This window comes from Caballeronia sp. GACF4 (assembly GCF_023631025.1).
Taxonomy (GTDB): Bacteria; Pseudomonadota; Gammaproteobacteria; order Burkholderiales; family Burkholderiaceae; genus Caballeronia.
The window spans coordinates 634,640-650,394 of the sequence record NZ_JALQDW010000002.1; the positions used below are offsets into that span (position 1 = coordinate 634,640).

At 62.2% G+C, this 15,755-nt stretch carries 12 protein-coding genes; 9 read left to right on the top strand and 3 right to left on the bottom strand.

The genetic code is table 11. From position 1 onward, the window contains the following. Positions 1 to 297: 297 nt before the first annotated feature. The 5 genes from NCR40_RS02985 (at position 298) to NCR40_RS03005 (ending at position 6,330) form a co-directional block, all read left to right on the top strand. Positions 298 to 846, top strand: coding sequence for a fimbrial protein (locus NCR40_RS02985; protein ID WP_250508669.1), 549 nt, complete (start codon positions 298 to 300; stop codon positions 844 to 846). Positions 847 to 944: 98 nt separating this feature from the next. Beyond that, entirely contained in the window at positions 945 to 1,688 is a 744-nt protein-coding gene (locus NCR40_RS02990; protein WP_250463562.1) for a fimbrial biogenesis chaperone, read from the top strand. 216 nt (positions 1,689 to 1,904) lie between these two features. Next, on the top strand, positions 1,905 to 4,610 hold the full coding sequence (locus tag NCR40_RS02995; RefSeq protein ID WP_250508670.1) for a fimbria/pilus outer membrane usher protein: 2,706 nt from the start codon (positions 1,905 to 1,907) through the stop codon (positions 4,608 to 4,610). Positions 4,611 to 4,683: 73 nt separating this feature from the next. Continuing rightward, positions 4,684 to 5,220, top strand: a complete 537-nt coding sequence (locus NCR40_RS03000; protein WP_250508671.1) for a fimbrial protein — start codon at positions 4,684 to 4,686, stop codon at positions 5,218 to 5,220. Between the two features lie 39 nt (positions 5,221 to 5,259). Next, positions 5,260 to 6,330 carry a fimbrial protein gene (locus tag NCR40_RS03005; RefSeq protein ID WP_250508672.1) on the top strand — a complete coding sequence of 357 codons (1,071 nt, stop codon included), beginning with the start codon at positions 5,260 to 5,262 and terminating at the stop codon, positions 6,328 to 6,330. 102 nt (positions 6,331 to 6,432) lie between these two features. Here NCR40_RS03005 and metG read toward each other — a convergent pair whose 3' ends face one another. Further along, the gene (metG, locus tag NCR40_RS03010; RefSeq protein WP_250463575.1) at positions 6,433 to 8,589 is read right to left on the bottom strand and encodes a methionine--tRNA ligase; all 2,157 of its coding nucleotides are present in this window, start codon (positions 8,587 to 8,589) and stop codon (positions 6,433 to 6,435) included. A 335-nt stretch (positions 8,590 to 8,924) separates the two neighbouring features. Continuing rightward, positions 8,925 to 9,581, bottom strand: a complete 657-nt coding sequence (locus NCR40_RS03015) for a YiaD family glycine zipper/OmpA-like lipoprotein (RefSeq protein WP_244827286.1) — start codon at positions 9,579 to 9,581, stop codon at positions 8,925 to 8,927. 267 nt (positions 9,582 to 9,848) lie between these two features. Between NCR40_RS03015 and apbC the strand changes: the two genes are divergently transcribed. The 4 genes from apbC (at position 9,849) to NCR40_RS03035 (ending at position 14,751) form a co-directional block, all read left to right on the top strand. Continuing rightward, complete coding sequence (gene apbC, locus NCR40_RS03020; RefSeq protein WP_244827287.1) at positions 9,849 to 10,937, top strand: iron-sulfur cluster carrier protein ApbC; 1,089 nt, start codon at positions 9,849 to 9,851, stop codon at positions 10,935 to 10,937. A 121-nt stretch (positions 10,938 to 11,058) separates the two neighbouring features. Next, entirely contained in the window at positions 11,059 to 11,598 is a 540-nt protein-coding gene (locus tag NCR40_RS03025) for a superoxide dismutase family protein (RefSeq protein ID WP_250491930.1), read from the top strand. 192 nt (positions 11,599 to 11,790) lie between these two features. Next, complete coding sequence (gene dcd / locus NCR40_RS03030) at positions 11,791 to 12,360, top strand: dCTP deaminase (RefSeq protein ID WP_086972352.1); 570 nt, start codon at positions 11,791 to 11,793, stop codon at positions 12,358 to 12,360. A 105-nt stretch (positions 12,361 to 12,465) separates the two neighbouring features. Then, positions 12,466 to 14,751: an arginine/lysine/ornithine decarboxylase gene (locus NCR40_RS03035; RefSeq protein ID WP_244827289.1), complete on the top strand. Its 2,286-nt coding sequence runs from the start codon at positions 12,466 to 12,468 to the stop codon at positions 14,749 to 14,751. 28 nt (positions 14,752 to 14,779) lie between these two features. On the opposite strand, the gene NCR40_RS03040 is transcribed toward NCR40_RS03035, so the two are convergent. Beyond that, positions 14,780 to 15,754 carry a Csu type fimbrial protein gene (locus NCR40_RS03040; protein WP_244827290.1) on the bottom strand — a complete coding sequence of 325 codons (975 nt, stop codon included), beginning with the start codon at positions 15,752 to 15,754 and terminating at the stop codon, positions 14,780 to 14,782. Position 15,755 lies beyond the last annotated feature (1 nt).

The window sequence follows — 15,755 nt, forward strand, 5'->3', positions numbered from 1 at the left end:
CTTTTGCGCCGCGCCCGTAACCAATTTCTTTCTCTGGTCCCGAGACTTGCCTCCGATCTGAGTCGTTCTCAAGGCGCGCAAAAACCCGCAAGAACATTCTCAATATGGATGCGCTACATCAACGAAATGTGTCGGAAACTTGTAGTTTTAAGCGTGTTCCTAATCGTTCGCATGGCCCTAGTCAGCATACTCAGCCTCTCGTCAGGAAGCGAGTATGCATACGCTTGTTCACGACTCGACCTGACGAATTTTCAAATCGGGCTCAGTCACTCAGGTGACGACTAAGGAATACTTATTATGAAGAAGATCATTCTTCCGCTGGTCGCGGTGTCCATGTCTCTGGCAGGCGCTGCCGCGCACGCCGCACCGGCAGGTAACGGTGGCACGCTGACCATCAACGGAGAGCTGACGGCCAACACGTGCACGGTAAGCGGCAATGCCCAGGGCAACAACTTCACCGTGACGCTGCCGGCGCTTGCCGCAGCGGAACTGACGGACGCCGGCTCTTCCGCGGGCGCCACCGGTTTCAACATTGCGCTGTCCAACTGCACGCCGGCTACGGGCAACGTGCACACGTTCTGGGAATACGGCGCGAACACGCTGGCCGACGGCAACCTGAAGAACAACGGCACGGCGACCAACGTCGAAGTCCAGTTGCTGGACTACAACGGCTCGGGGCAAGCCATCGACGTGAGCAAGGCCGACGGCGCGCAGCAGTCGCAAGACGTTGCGATCACGAGCGGCAGCGCAAGCCTGCAATACGCAGCGCAGTACAACTCGCCAATGGGCGCCGCAACCGCGGGCACGGTGACGAGCCAGGTGACCTACTCGATGGTCTATCAGTAAATCGATTCGCGAACGAGGACGCCCTCGCGGCGTCTTCGTTTAACCCTCGCACGGCGCGGGGTCGAGTCATTGCGTCACCGCAAATTTTGTTGAATGTCATGAGTCTCCGAAAAGTCGTTTTTAGCGCAGTGACAGCGGGTGTGCTCGCTCTCGTTGCGATCCTGCCGTTCGCAGCCAATGCGTCCGTCGTCGTCGCGGGCACGCGCGTGGTGTACAACGCCACGGATAGTGAGGTGACGCTTAAGCTGTCCAACGCGGGAAAATCGCCGGCCTTGACGCAGGTGTGGCTCGACAAGGGCGATCCCAAGGTCGATCCGGCTCAGATCGATCTTCCATTTGTGCTCACGCCGCCGTTTGCGCGTATCGATCCGGGCAAGGCGCAGACCGTCCGTATCGCGTATACCGGCGAAGCGCTGCCGAAAGATCGCGAAACCCTGCTCTGGTTCAACGTGCTTGAAGTGCCGCCGAAGCCAACCGAAGCTCAGGCCGGCGCGAACTACGTCCAGCTCGCGTTCCGCTCGCGCTTGAAGTTTTTCTTTCGCCCGCAAGGTCTACCGGGCAGCGCCGACGACGCACCGGGCAAGCTCACATGGCGGCTGTCGTCGCAAGGCGGCAAGTCCGCGCTCGTGGTTTCGAATCCGACGCCTTATCACGTGACGATCATCGACGCTCATGTGGGCGAAGGCGAACATGCCGCCCGATTCGATGAAGGCGGCATGGTGCCACCGGGTGGCGAGCTCACGCTGCCACTGTCCGGTAAGGCGACCGCGAACGGCCAGGTCTCGTTCACGACCTTGAACGACTACGGCGGTCCCACGAAGCACGAGGCAGCGATCCACTAAGACGCGCTGCATGCGGGCTATCTGACCCATTCACGAGCGACGCGAAGGATGTCGATTCCTTCGCCATCGGTCGGCCACACGCCGGGCGCGAATAGCCTGGCGTTCACGTACACCAAGACTTAATCGTCGCGAGGCAGCGAGCCCCGGATGCCGATGTTTCCCATCGGTGGGGAGCGGTGTTGCCCGCGAATCCGGCTCGATATGAATGAACGCTGCATGGAATCGAATTCGAGGTTCGCTCTCTCGCTGAGTCGGACCAGCGTCGCCGTGATGCTCGCCTTCGCCGCGGCGCATGCCAGGGCCGATGCGAACACGCTGGCTCGCATGGACACTTCGTCATCGTCCGGGGTGCGGCCGGATCGGGCTCAGGCCTCGTCCGATGTCAAGGCTGCATCGAGTGGTGCGGTTGCATCGACGGCATCGACGGCATCGACCTCGACGGCATCAGCCGCATCGGCCGCATCGGCCGCGCCCGAGGCCGTGGAGTTCGACCCGGGCTTCCTGCGCTTCGCGGGCGCGGCGGTCATGGACGTCAGCCGCTTCGACAAGGGCAACATCGCACTGGCCGGCAATTACCGCGCCGCACTGTACGTGAACGGTGTGTGGCTCGGCATGACCGCCATTACATTGCGCAATGTCGGCGCGCCGGACCATCGCGCGGTGCCGGTCTTCGATCGCGATCTGCTCGCGCGCGCGGGCGTCGATACCATGCGCCTGCCCGATTCCGCGTTAGCGCAACTCGACGCCGCGAACAGCACGGGCGGCGTGGCGCTGCCGGACCTGATCCCGCAGGCGACGGCCACCTTCGACATGGGCGAACAGCGCCTCGACGTGAGCGTGCCGCAAGCGATGATGAGCCGCAACGCACGCGGCTGGGTCGATCCGAAGCTGTGGGACGAAGGCGTGCCAGCCGCGACCTTGCAGTACAACGCCAACGTGTATCGCTCGGATGGCGGCGGCGTGTCGAACACTCAGGGTTATCTGGGCGTGACGGCGGGTCTCAACTTCGACGCTTGGCGTTTTCGCTACAACGGCAACGTCACGACATCGTCGTTTGGCGGCACGCATGCACAGAGCCTGCAGACGAATGTGCAGCGCTCGCTGATTCCGCTCAAGAGCCAGTTGACGCTCGGCGACTCCTACACCGACGGCTCGATCTTCGATTCGTTCGGCGTGCGCGGCGTGCAGCTCGCAACCGACGACCGCATGTACCCGGAATCGCAGCGCGGCTATGCGCCGATCGTGCGGGGTATCGCCAATACCAACGCGAACGTTCAGGTCAAGCAAAACGGCAATCTCATCTACGAGACGACGGTCGCGCCGGGTCCTTTCGAGATCAACGATCTCTACCCGACCGGCTACGGCGGCGACCTGCAGGTGATCGTCACCGAAGCGGACGGCAGCCAGCACGTTGCATCCGTGCCGTATGCCGCGCCCGTGAATTCGCTGCGCGAGGGGCGCTGGCGCTTGAACGTGGCAGCGGGCCAGTATCGCAATTCGAGCGAATCGGGCCATCCGTATGTCGTGCAGGCTGGTGTGCAGCACGGCGTGAACAACCTGGTCACGCTGTATGGCGGCTCGATCGTCGCCGAAGACTACATTTCGGCGGCGCTCGGCGCGTCGCTCAACACGTCGGTCGGTGCATTCGCCTTCGACGCGACGCAAGCCAATGCGAATCTGCCGAAATCCGGCAGCCGGAGCGGACAGAGCCTTCGCCTTTCGTTCTCGCGCAGCTTCACGCCGACGAACACCGACGTCACGCTCGCGGCGTACCGCTATTCGACGAGCGGCTTCCTCGGGTTCCGCGACGCCATGAACCTGCGCGACCTCGAGTCGAAGGGCACCGCGTTCATGAGCAACGGCATCCAGAAAGGTCGCCTGCAGCTCACGCTCAACCAAAACCTCGACAAGTGGGGCTCCATTTACGCATCGGGCTACACGCAGAACTACTGGAACAAGCATGGCAACGATACCGCGTTCCAGGTCGGCTACAACACGAACGTCGGGCGCGTCGGCGTGGGGGTTTCGGCTTCGCGCGAACTCGACACGTCAACCGCGAACTGGGACAACCGCGTGATGCTCACGCTGAGCGTTCCCCTCGATCTGGGCACGAACATCGCCAATTCGACGACGAGCTTCTCGCACGACTCGCGCGACAACACGAACCAGATTCAGGAAACCTTCACGGGCACGCTCGGCAAGGACTATGAGATGAACTACGGCGTGAGCGCGGGCCACACATCGGGTGATTCCGGCAGCCACAGCGACAGCCTTAGCGCCAATGTCGGCTATTTCTCGCCTGTGGCGCAGTTGCGCGCGAATGTTGGCCGCGCCAACGGATACACGCAGGCAGGCGCGGGTGCGTCCGGTTCCGTGGTCGCATACGGGGGTGGTCTGGTGTTGTCACCGCAAAGCGGCGACACGTTGGCGATTGTCGAGGCGAACGATGCCGCCGGAGCGCGCATTGCCAGTTCGCCCGGCGTGCGGCTGAACGGCGCCGGCCGCGCGGCCGTGGCGGGCATGCAGCCGTATTCGCAGAACGCGGTGGAGATCGACACCAAGGGCTTGCCGATGGGCGTGCAGCTCAAGACCACCGAGCAGCACTTTGCACCAACGGCCGGCGCGGTGTCGGTCGTGAAGTTCGATACCGAAGACCGAGGCCGCGCAATCGTCATGCGCTTGCGTCGTCTGAACGGCGAGCCGGTGCCGTTCGGCGCGGACGTGCTGGATGCGAGCGGCGAATCCGTTGGCGCCGTGACGCAGGGCAGCCGCGCGATGTTGTATAGCAAGGCCGCGAGTGGCGATCTGATCGCCCGTTGGGGCTCGGCGGCCGATCAGAGTTGCAAGGTGCATTACGCGTTGCCCGAAGCCGACGGGAGCCGGGCGGCATCGACTGCCTTCACGGATGCAGCCTGCAACTAAGCCGATATCTCCACGACATGAATCTGCAATCGAAAAAGACCCGCACGAGCGGCGGCAACATGAACACGTTTGAATGACTATGCGCACACTTGGATCACTTCTGGCTAATCTCGCCGTCACCATCGCCGTCACCGCGACCGGTTCGGCATTCGGAGCGGATGCCACGCTCAACTTCACCGGCACCATCGTGCCCCCGTCCTGCACGGTGGACACCGCTTCGGCGAATCAGACGATCAATCTGGGCAGCGCCAATATCCTCGACTTTCCGAGCGTGGGATCGACGATGAATCCCACCGCGTTCAGCCTGAAGCTGACCAACTGCACGCCGGGCACCACGGTATCGATGGCCGTATCGGGCCAGTCCGACACCGTTTCGAGTGTGCTCAAGAACACCGGCACCGCGACGCAGACCGGCGTGCAACTGCTGCAGGCGAGCAGTGCGGGCGGGACCACCGGTACGGTCGTCACGCTTGGCAACACGTCCAATCGCGGCCAAGTGGACGCGACCAACACCATGACCATTCCGATGGTGGCGCAGTTCTATCGTCTTGGAACGATGACAGCGGGCACGGTGACGACCTCGGCGACGGTCAACTTCACCTACAACTGACGCGCGCGTGACTTCGACACCCTTTGACGGAATAGCGATATGAAAGGCATCGGATTTGCCCGGCTGCGACGATATGCTTGGATCATATTGTCGAGCGCGCTGGTTTTGACAGGCGGCATGCAGGACGCATGGGCCGACGCTTGCACGGGCGGAGGTCAGAGTGTGCAGGCCATTTTCCCCGCGACGATTTCGGTGCCGCGCGACTTGCCGGTGGGCGCCATTCTGGCGCCCTGGAGCATCACGTCGATGGTCAACTACGTGTGCACCATGTCGACGACATCCGGTTCCGGCATGTATTCGAAGTTGAATGTCGCATGGCCGAAAAGCAGCGTGACGATTGCGAGCACACCGGGTCCAGGTCTCGCGTCCTATACGGTCTTGCAGACCAATGTGCCCGGAGTTGGCATGGCCATCGCGTTCGACGGCGAGCCGAGTTCGTGTGGCGGCGCGGATTGGCTCGACGAGGTGTCGCCCTCCGTGCGGCCGCCCTACGTGGGCTGGACCTGTACCGCCACTGGTTCCAACCTCAAAAACTATGGGCGTTGGGCAGTTGCGCTCGTGAAGACAGGCGTTGTGAGCGCGGCGGGTGTGCTGGGCGCGCAGACGCTGGCGAGCTCAAGCTCCATGATCAATTTTGTCCCGGACAGCCCGGGCACCACGCCTTTTTATCTGATCGTCCCGGCGGTGACGGTCGTCCCGCTTACCTGCCAGACCCCCGATGTGCCGGTGCCGCTCGGCACCCATTTTCCGGTGGAGATGGCGTCTGTCGGTGCGACTACCGCGGCGGTCCCGTTCAACATCAGCCTCAACAATTGTCCCTCGGGGATGAATGGCGTCCTGTATGAAATCGATCCCACGACCAGTGTGCTTAACAGTTCGCAATCCGTCGTGGCGCTCAATGGCTCGTCGTCGGCCACGGGCGTGGGCGTGCAGCTACTGGATGGCTCCGGCGCGGTGTTTCCGCTGAGCACGACGAAAGCATTCTCCGGCTATAACAGTTCCACGGGTGGCAGCTATGTCATCCCGATGAAGGCGCGTTACTATCGAACCGGTACCGTGACGCCCGGACCGGCGAACACGTCGATGATCCTCACCATGACCTATCAATAGGCATCGCCGGACAGCGCTGCTCAGGTTGCTTGCCACGGACAGACGTCCGAAAAAAACGCCCCTCAAGAGGGGCGTTCCTGTTTCGAGCGTCGCGGTTGTCGTTCAGCGCACCCGCATTCCCGGCGTGGCCCCGCCATGCGGTTCGAGAATATAGAGCCCCGGCTCCTTCTTCTCGTCGGCGGCGGACGCCGCCAGCACCATGCCTTCCGACAGGCCGAACTTCATCTTGCGCGGCGCGAGATTGGCGACCATCACGGTCAGCTTGCCGATCAGATCCTGCGGCTGATAAGCCGAACGAATACCCGAGAACACATTGCGCGTTTTCTCTTCGCCGATATCGAGCGTCAGTTGCAAGAGCTTGTCGGAGCCTTCGACCGTTTTGCAATCGACGATCTTCGCGATACGCAGATCGATTTTCGAGAAGTCGTCGATGGAGATGACGCCTGGCGTCTCTTCGTTCGCTTGCTTCTTGGCGGGCGCCGCGCTCTTAGCCGCACTCGCACTTGTAGCAGCGGCAGAAGCAGCGGCCGCTTCCGGCGCCGCCTGCAACGACTCGCGATTCGCCGCGAGCAAGGCCTCGATCTGCTTCGGGTCGACGCGCGTGGTCAGATGCTTGTACGCGTTCACGGCATTGGCCGACGACAGCGGCATGTCCGCATCCGCCCAGACGAGCGGCGCGATGCCGAGGAACGCCTCGACCGCTTCGATCAGCTTCGGCAACACCGGCTTCAGCGCAAGCGACAACAGGCGGAACGCCTCCAGACTCACGCTGCAAGTCTCGTGCAACGCGACCGAGTTGGCCGGGTCCTTCGCCTGTTCCCAGGGCTTCGCGGTATCGACGTAGCCGTTGACGGTATCGGCGAGATCCATGGTCGTGCGCAGCGCGCGGCCGTATTCGCGCGACTCGTAGAAGCCGGCAATCTGCGGAATCGCGGCGCGCAGTTGCGCAAGCAGCGGATGCTGCATCGCGCTGTCCTGCACGCGGCCGTCGAAGCGCTTCAGAAGAAAGCCCGCCGCGCGGCTCGCGATATTCACGTATTTGCCGACGAGATCGCTGTTCACGCGCGCCTGGAAGTCTTCCAGGTTGAGGTCGATGTCTTCCATCGTGCTGTTCAGCTTGGCCGCGAAGTAGTAGCGCAGCCATTCCGGATTGATGCCGGTATCGATCACGCTTTGCGCCGTGATGAACGTGCCACGCGACTTCGACATCTTCGCGCCGTCGACGGTCAGAAAGCCGTGCGCGAACACGTTCGTCGGCGTGCGATGACCGGAGTATTCGAGCATCGCGGGCCAGAAGAGTGTGTGGAAATACAGAATGTCCTTGCCGATGAAGTGGTACTGCTCGGTCTTCGAACCGGGCTTCACCCATTCATCGAAATCCAGGCCGATACGGTCCGCGAGATTCTTGAAGCTCGCGTAATAGCCGACCGGGGCGTCGACCCAGACGTAGAAGTACTTGCCCGGCGCACCGGGGATTTCAAAGCCGAAGTAGGGCGCGTCGCGCGAGATGTCCCAGTCGGCGAGCTTGGCCTCGCCCTTGTCGCCGAGCCATTCGCGCATCTTGTTCGTGGCTTCGGGCTGCGCGAGTCCGCCGACCCAGCCGCGCAGAAAGTCTTCGCAACGCGGGTCCGACAGGCGGAAGAAATAATGCGTGGAAATCTTGCGGATGGGCGTCGCACCCGACACCACCGAATACGGGTTGATGAGTTCGGTGGGCTGATAAGTCGAGCCGCAAACCTCGCAATTGTCGCCGTACTGGTCCTTCGCGCCGCACTTCGGGCACTGGCCCTTGATGAAGCGGTCCGGCAGGAACATTTCCTTGACCGGATCGTAGGCCTGCTCGATGTCGCGCGCGTCGATCAATCCCGCTTCCTGGAGCGCGGCGTAGATGGTGTTGCAAAGGACGCGGTTTTCCTCGGCATCGGTCGAATAATAGTTGTCGAAGGAAATGCCGAAGCTGTCGAAGTCGCGCTTGTGCTCTTTCCAAACGCGTTCGATCAGCGCTTTCGGCGTGATGCCTTCTTTTTCGGCGCGCAGCATGATGGGCGTGCCGTGGGTATCGTCGGCGCCGACGTAGTAGACCTCGTGGCCATGCATGCGCAGCGTCCGAACCCAGATGTCCGTCTGAATGTATTCGACCATATGGCCGATATGAATCTGACCGTTCGCATACGGCAACGCGGACGTGACGAGGATCTGGCGAGCGCCGTTCTTGACGGCGGGCGCGGCGGTGGCGATGGCTGAAATCGGTGCTGACATAAGGCGCGGCCCGGAGGAAATGCAGAAGTTGATCGAAGAACGCAAAAAAAGCGATTTTCGATTTTAGCAGGGAGGGGAAGGAAGACGGGGAGGCGGGGAGACGGGGAGACTTGGGCGCGGCAGCCGAAAACCATCGCACCAAAAAAAACCGGGGTCCAAAACCGGGCCCCGGAGCAACAACGACAAGAGGAGAATGGCAGGTGGCGGCCTCGCCGCGCGCCTACCGTAAAGACAGACACGCGCCGTGCGCCCAAGTTTCAAATTTTTTTCAGGCGGCTTCGCGCGCTTTGCCACGCTGCGCCGGCATCTGCCGATTCTCCTTATAAATCAGAAATTTATTGCACTTGGCCCGGCTGTGCCGTCGCGCGCAGGTAAATTTCCACGCGACGATTTTGTGCGCGGCCTGCTTCGGTCGAGTTGTCGGCGATCGGCTGGTTCTGTCCCATGCCCTGCGACGAGAGACGCTGACCGGCGACACCATGCGTGGCGATATAGGAAGCCACGCTTTGCGCGCGATTCTGCGACAGCGTCTGGTTGTAAGCCGCCGTGCCGGTGTTATCCGTATGGCCGATCACGTTGGCGATCAACTCCGGATGCTGCTGCAACGTTTGCGTGACGGAGTTCAGAACCGGATCGAACGTCGGCTTGATCGCGTAGCTGTTGGTGTCGAAAGAGATCGAGTTCGGGATGTTGACCTTGAGCGATCCGTCCTGCTGCTCGGTCACCTGCGTGCCGGTGCCCTTCGAGTCGCCGGAAATCTTGTTGCGAATGGCTTGCCAGTTATAGCCGGTCACGCCGCCGACAGCCGCGCCTGCAGCCGCGCCGATTGCCGCGCCCTTGCCGCCGCCGAAAATCGCACCGAGGCCAGCGCCGGTCGCGGCGCCGACGCCCGTGCCGACCGCCGCATTGTTACCCTGCTCCGTCGCGCAGCCCGCGACCAGTGCGCCAGCAACGACGAAAACCGACAAACGGGTCATCAACTTCAACTTCATGTTTGATCTCCTTGAATCAACGAGCGATTCGGCGCGCCGCGCCGACAGTACGTAAGGGTCTTCGGACGTGCGTCCGGACGAACCTCTACAATTATGAGAAATGAGAGCGCGTCAGTCGCCAGTGGCGATGCGTCCCCGGAAACAATTACCGCGCGCAATAGTGCAATGTGCGGGGACGCGGCGCAACGGCTCTAACAATTACTTTCACTTTCCTCAGTTTGTTGCAATGCGCCGTCGCATCAGCACAAACCATTCCATGGAGTTGCAATGAGTATCGACCGCGCGAAGATCGACGCCGCATTAGCCACACTGACCGATCCGAACACCAGCCGCAAGTTCGTCGATACCAAAAGTATCCGCAACGTTTCGCTACAAAACGGCACGGTCTCGGTGAGCGTCGTACTGGGCTATCCGGCGCGTACGCAGTTCGCGGCCACGGCCAAACTGGTCGAGGATGCGTTGCGTGCGGTGCCCGGCGTGGAAGACGTCGTCGTCGATGTGTCCTCGCAAGTCGTCGCGCACGCGGTACAGCGCGGCGTGAAGCTGCTGCCGAACGTCAAGAACATCATCGCGGTGGCGTCGGGCAAGGGCGGCGTCGGCAAGAGCACGACAGCCGCGAACCTCGCGCTCGCGCTGGCGGCGGAAGGCGCCAATGTCGGCATGCTCGACGCGGACATCTACGGCCCGTCCTTGCCGATGATGCTCGGCATCTCCGGCCGGCCGGAGTCGCCCGACAATCAGTCGATGAATCCGCTGATCGGTCATGGCATTCAGGCGAATTCCATCGGCTTTCTGATCGAGCAGGACAACCCGATGGTCTGGCGCGGCCCGATGGTCACCTCCGCGCTCGAACAACTGCTGCGTCAGACCAACTGGAAAGACCTGGATTATCTCGTCGTCGACATGCCGCCGGGCACGGGCGACATTCAGTTGACGCTCTCGCAGAAAGTGCCGGTGACGGGCGCGGTGATCGTCACCACGCCGCAGGACATCGCGCTGCTCGACGCCAAGAAGGGCCTCAAGATGTTCGAGAAGGTCGGCATTCCCATTCTCGGTATCGTCGAGAACATGAGCACGCATATCTGCTCGAATTGCGGGCACGAGGAGCATATCTTCGGTGCGGGCGGCGGCGAGCGCATGGCGAAGGAATACGGCGTCGAGATTCTCGGCCAGTTGCCGCTCGATATCGCGATTCGAGAACGCACCGATGCCGGTCAGCCGACAGTCGTTTCGCAGCCGGAAAGCCGGATTGCCGAGACGTATCGCGCGATTGCGCGGCGCGTGGCGATTGCCATTGCCGATCGTCAGCGCGACATGACGTCGAAGTTTCCGAGCATCGTCGTGCAGAACACTTGATGGTGGCGCGCTTGGACGCGTTTCGCCGAAGCCTTGTGCGGTGCGGCTCGCGGTATCATGTCGCCTGCTATGGGCGGCCGCGCGGATGCACCGGGTGTCGGCGGGCCGCCGAGAGGATCGCATGAGACATAGATTCGACGGAAGGGCGGCGCACGCCGGACTTGCTTCGGCGCTCGTCGCCTGTAGTGTTCTCGTGAGCGGCTGCGGCATCATCTTCCAGAATCACGAGAAACGCGCCGACGCGGTGCTTCAGCCGACGCCTGGCAACGCGGCGCGCGGTACCATCACGCTGATCGAGCGCGCGGACGGCGTTCAGGTGTCGTATAGCCTGATCGACATGCCGCCCGACAGCGATCACGCGCTGCAGGTTCACGAGCGCGGCGACTGCATCGCCATGGACGATCAGGACGCAAGCCCGGTCTTCGCGCTGCCGGCGGAGCGCAAGCGCGCCACCGCGCGTCTCGAAGGCGAACTCGGCAACATTCACGCGGATTCCACCGGATCGGCCACGGGCTTTTTCGTGGCGACGGACGTGTCGCTCGACGGCGTGCGCTCGGTCATCTCGCGCGCTATCGTGCTGCATCGCGAAGCCACCGATCCCTACGCCGCCAGTCCGCACAACGTGGGACCGGCGCTCGCATGCGGCGTCATTCGGCGCTGATCGATGAAGACGCCGCGAGTATCATCCGAATGGTCGATCACGGTCGAGCGTCGCCGATACGACCCGTCGTTCGCGTAAAATACGCGCTTTCCGTTTGGCCGCAGCGCGCGACAAAATCGCTGCCGCCATGCCCCGTTTCACCGCAGGCGTCCGGTCGCATGACCGCGAGCCGCAACGCTGGGTAGCGTCCCTATGAGCATCAAGTCCGACAAGTGGATCCGGCGCATGGCCGAAGAGCACAAGATGATCGAGCCGTTCGTGCGCGATCAAGTGCGCGTGACCGAAGACGGCCGCAAGATCGTGTCGTACGGAACGTCGAGCTACGGCTACGACATCCGCGTGGCCGACGAATTCAAGATCTTCACGAACATCAATTCCACCATCGTCGATCCGAAAAACTTCGACGAGAAATCGTTCGTCGACTTCAAGGGCGATGTCTGCATCATCCCGCCGAATTCCTTCGCGCTTGCCCGCACGGTCGAATATTTCCGTATTCCGCGCTCGTGCCTGACCGTGTGTCTCGGCAAGTCCACCTACGCGCGTTGCGGGATCATCGTGAACGTGACGCCGTTCGAGCCGGAATGGGAAGGCTACGTCACGCTCGAATTCTCGAATACGACACCTTTGCCTGCCAAAATCTACGCGAACGAAGGCGTCGCGCAGGTTCTGTTTTTCGAAAGCGACGAGATTTGCGAGACGTCGTATGCGGATCGCGGCGGCAAGTATCAGGGGCAGCACGGCGTTACCCTGCCGAAAACCTGATTCCTTCGCTTCTCAAAGAACGCACACCGCATACGCTTGTCGAAAGACCGCTGTCGTCGAGCTTCCAGTCTCGGGCAGCGGTCGTTCCATCTGGAGATTCGCACGATGAAGTTCCGCTTTCCCGTCGTCATCATCGACGAAGACTTTCGCTCCGAGAATATCTCGGGTTCCGGCATTCGCGCGCTTGCCGAAGCGATCGAGCGCGAAGGCGCCGAAGTGCTCGGCCTGACGAGCTACGGCGACCTCGCGGCCTTCGCGCAGCAGTCGAGCCGCGCGTCGTGCTTCATTCTGTCGATCGACGACGACGAACTCCTGCCATATGCCGATAACGTCGTCGTGGAAGGCGACACGCCGGAACTGGCTTCGGCTATCGTCGCGTTGCGCGCGTTCATCAACGCCGTGCGCCGCCGCAACGCGGACATCCCGATCTTCCTGTACGGCGAGACGCGCACCTCGCGCCACTTGCCGAACGACATCCTGCGCGAGCTGCACGGCTTCATCCACATGTTCGAGGACACGCCGGAGTTCGTTGCACGGCACGTCATTCGCGAAGCCAAGGTGTATCTGGATTCGCTCGCGCCGCCGTTCTTCAAGGAACTGGTGCAGTACGCCGAAGAAGGTTCGTATTCGTGGCATTGTCCGGGACACTCGGGCGGCGTCGCGTTCCTGAAAAATCCGCTCGGACAGATGTTCCACCAGTTCTTCGGCGAGAACATGTTGCGCGCGGACGTCTGCAATGCCGTCGAGGAACTCGGCCAGTTGCTCGATCACACCGGGCCGGTCGCGGCGTCCGAGCGTAACGCGGCGCGCATCTTCAGCGCGGATCATCTCTTCTTCGTGACCAACGGCACGTCCACCTCGAACAAGATCGTGTGGCACGCGACCGTGGCGCCGGGCGATATCGTGCTCGTGGACCGCAACTGTCACAAGTCGATTCTGCACGCCATCACCATGACGGGCGCGATCCCCGTGTTCCTCACGCCGACGCGCAACCAGTTCGGCATCATCGGACCGATTCCGCGCGACGAGTTCAAGCCCGAAAACATTCGCAAGAAGATCGAGGCGAATCCGTTCGCGCGCGAGGCGCTCGCGAAGAACCCGAAGATCAAGCCGCGCATTCTGACGATCACGCAAAGCACGTATGACGGCGTGATCTACAACGTCGAGATGATCAAGGACCTGCTCGGCGACCTGCTCGATACACTGCACTTCGACGAAGCCTGGCTGCCGCACGCCGAGTTCCATTCGTTCTATCAGGACATGCACGCAATCGGCGCGGGCCGGCCGCGCACCGGCGCGCTCGTGTTCGCCACGCACTCCACGCACAAGCTGCTCGCGGGCATCTCGCAGGCGTCGCAGATTCTCGTGCAGGACAGCGAGAACAGCACCTTCGACCGGCATCGTTTCAACGAGGCGTACCTCATGCATACGTCGACGAGCCCGCAATACGCGATCATCGCGTCATGCGACGTGGCCGCGGCGATGATGGAAGCGCCGGGCGGCACGGCGCTCGTCGAGGAATCGATTGCGGAAGCGCTCGATTTCCGCCGCGCCATGCGCAAGGTCGACGACGAATACGGCGACGACTGGTTCTTCAAGGTCTGGGGCCCGGAGGCGCTGGCCGAAGAGGGTATAGGCGACCGCGAAGACTGGATGCTGAAGCCGAACGACCGCTGGCACGGCTTCGGCGCGCTCGCGGAAAACTTCAACATGCTCGACCCGATCAAGGCGACCATCATCACGCCGGGACTCGACGTGGACGGCAGTTTCGGCGACACGGGCATTCCGGCCGGCATCGTCACGCGCTATCTGGCCGAGCACGGCATTATCGTGGAGAAGACCGGGCTCTACTCGTTCTTCATCATGTTTACCATCGGCATCACGAAGGGCCGCTGGAACTCGATGGTCACCGAACTCCAGCAGTTCAAGGACGACTACGACAACAACCAGCCGCTATGGCGCGTGCTGCCGGAATTCATCGCACAGCATCCATCGTACGAGCGCATCGGCCTGCGCGATCTGTGCGAGCAGATTCACAGTGTTTATCGCGCGAACGACATCGCGCGTCTGACTACCGAGATGTATCTGTCGAGCATGGAGCCGGCCATGAAGCCGTCCGAAGCGTTCGCCAAGCTCGCGCACCGCGAAATCGACCGCGTGCCTATCGACGAACTCGAAGGGCGCGTGACGAGCATTCTGCTCACGCCGTATCCGCCGGGCATTCCGTTGCTGATTCCGGGCGAGCGCTTCAATCGCACGATCGTCGATTACCTGCGTTTCGCGCGCGAATTCAACGAACGCTTTCCGGGCTTCCACACCGACATCCACGGGCTCGTGGGCGAGGTGATCAACGGGCGTATCGAATATTTCGTCGATTGCGTGCGCGACTGAGTTGCGCCCAGCTGCGCGCTGATCGTTGCTAGAAGACGATCAGCGCCATGATGGTGTCGCGATACCTTCCAGGCGGTTTCGATTCCTGCGCCGGGACCTGGCCATAGACCACGAGCGTTTGCGGCTGGCCGGTTCCGGTATTGAAGGCCATCGTCGTGCCATTCGTGCCATCGGCCCAAGGCACCTTGTGCGTCGGGTCGATGTATAGCTGATAGTCGATGGTCTCTGTCCCGCCCTGGCGAGCGAGCTTGCGGTTGGTGGTCGTCGCGCCGGGCGTCATGCCGCGGTCCAGCGCCACCGAAAAGGGCATGCCCGAGACGCACGTCACCCGCAACGAACTCGTCGACTCGATCGGTTGGTCGAGCAGGCTCGCCTCCCGAAAGACGAGGGGCGACGCGTCTATCGTGCAAGTCGGGCCGACCGTCGCCGTAACCGTGAACGGACCGCTCGTATAGGGCGCCGTTGCCGTCTTGCAATCGGGTGGCGTGCCGGTGTATCCCACATAGACGAAGTAGGTGTCCGAGGCGCTGAACGGCATGGTGTACGTGCCGTTCGGTACGGGCTGGTTGGGCGGAATGCGGCCATAGAACGGCTCGTGTTCCCAGACCTTGCCGCCCGGATGAACAGGAAGATCGAGCGTCAGCGGCACGGTGTCGGGCGCCGTGACCGATCCCCACACACCTTGATGGTCCGGATCGACGTAGAGGTTGTAGTTCAACGTTGCGCCGCTTGGGCCAATGAGCGTGCGCGAGTCGGTGTGGCCGATGTTCAGGCACATGCGAACCATCGCCGTCGAATAGCCGCTGCACAGAATGTGAATGCCGCCGACGATATCGGCGGGCTCGGTGTCCGTCACATCGATGGAGCCGAAATCCGTATAGCCCACCGAAAACGTGCAGGTTTGCGAGCGCGCCGCGCCAGAGAGCGCGCAGAGCACGAGAAACACGAGCGCGTATCTGACAGGACGAAACGAGCCGTGCGTGCGGCGAAGCGGTGCGTGCATG